General features: G+C 64.2%; 3 protein-coding genes. 1 reads left to right on the top strand and 2 read right to left on the bottom strand.

Annotated features, from left to right (window positions below; all coding sequences use genetic code 11):
• Positions 1-265: 265 nt before the first annotated feature.
• Entirely contained in the window at positions 266-499 is a 234-nt protein-coding gene (locus tag ACXJKL_RS21185; RefSeq protein ID WP_457208964.1) for a hypothetical protein, read from the bottom strand.
• On the opposite strand from ACXJKL_RS21185, the gene ACXJKL_RS21180 reads away from it, so the two are divergent.
• Entirely contained in the window at positions 482-787 is a 306-nt protein-coding gene (locus tag ACXJKL_RS21180) for a hypothetical protein (RefSeq protein WP_457208963.1), read from the top strand. The two genes, ACXJKL_RS21185 and ACXJKL_RS21180, sit on opposite strands and share 18 nt — an antisense overlap.
• A 42-nt stretch (positions 788-829) precedes the next feature.
• Here the strand turns inward: ACXJKL_RS21180 and ACXJKL_RS21175 are convergent.
• The coding region (locus ACXJKL_RS21175) for a hypothetical protein (protein ID WP_457208962.1) at positions 830-1,326 on the bottom strand (497 nt) is incomplete at its 5' end.

The raw sequence follows: 1,326 nt of genomic DNA, 5'->3' as shown, positions 1-1,326 counted from the left end.
GCCCAACGACAAGCCGTTCGCGAAGGCCTACACGAACGCGGCGAACGAACTTCGTGCCGCTCTAAGGTCGCTCTAGGTCCTAGTCGGGCCAGCGACCCACCAGCCCTGTGAGCGAGCCAGCGACGATGTTCTGAAGCACGTCAGGCATGGGACGCCGACCACTCAAGCCAGTGGACAGCACGACGATTACCGCGAGACTGCGGTCGCGCGCCGTACTGGCCCGCGGGGCCAACCCTCGGTACGGCCGAAACTTCCACAGGAGGTTTCACTCATGGCTCGCACCTGCACCATCTGCACTCACGTCGAGTGCGACGATCTTGATCTGGCGATAGTTTCTGGCCAGTCCCACCGAGCAGTTGCCGCCGCATTCCGCGTCAGCCACGACGCTGTCCGACGACATGCCAGCAACCACTTGGAGTCGCGTTTGATCAGCGCTGCTTCCCGCCGTCGCATGCTGCACGACGACGACCTGTTGGGGCGCATGCTCCTGCTCGTTCACGAGGCCGAGGAGGCGCTCAACTGTGCGAAGGCTGCCGGTGACCACAGGACCCTCCTCGCAGCCCTGAGGGAGGTTAGGGAGAGCCTCAAGGCCGCCGCCGCGCTGACACCTGACCCTGCCGAGGAGGACGTTCAAAGACTCGTCAAGGCTCTGGGACGAGTCCTGCCGAAGTTTCCTGAGGCTGCCCTCGCTCTTGCCGACGAACTAGATGATCTTGGCGACTCCGTTGCGTCGGAGGCCATTCGCAAGCGAGTTCGCCGCGATGAGTCCGACCGGCGTCTCTTGTAAGTGTCTCTCGCGAGGTGCAGATCGGTTCCCCGACTCCGGGGTTCAGTGCGATGGCGCTGACCACCTAAGTTCGCTTCGGTCAGTTCGCGGTGACCACGGCTCTTCGCTGCTGCCGCCCTGCGGCTGGGCCAGAGTCCTGATGTCTTGAAGGGTCAGCCGCTCGGCAACGCCAACCGGCGTACGCACTAGGTCATCCAAGGTCACGACCGTATGGGCGGTCTGCGGCGTATGTGCGGGCTTCAGGATGCGCCACAGGTCCCGGTCAGCCTCCGCGGTGCTGGGGGCGCTCAACGCGGCTCTAACGGCCTCAGGCGAGGCCACCCGGAGTACCCGGCACCGCCTCCACTTCCCGTCACGCGTCCGGTGCTTCTCCATCGCCGTGGTGACCATTCCGACCTCTTCCAGCGCGTGAATGTACGCCTGCACATAGTTGGCTCGCATCGGCGAAGTGTCCTTGCACTCGCTGAGGCTCTGTGGTCCGTTGACCTGCAAGTGCCTTAGCAGTTGCGCAGCGGTCTTCTTCAGGACGGGAGTGGTGG

Source organism: Nocardioides sp. P5_C9_2 (assembly GCF_054049555.1).
This window is presented reverse-complemented; position numbering and strand designations above follow the sequence as displayed.

What these genes read in the sequence shown, in the direction of transcription:
- ACXJKL_RS21180 (WP_457208963.1), top strand. Translation starts at nt 482, where the DNA reads ATGCTCCTGCTCGTTCACGAGGCCGAGGAGGCGCTCAACTGTGCGAAG.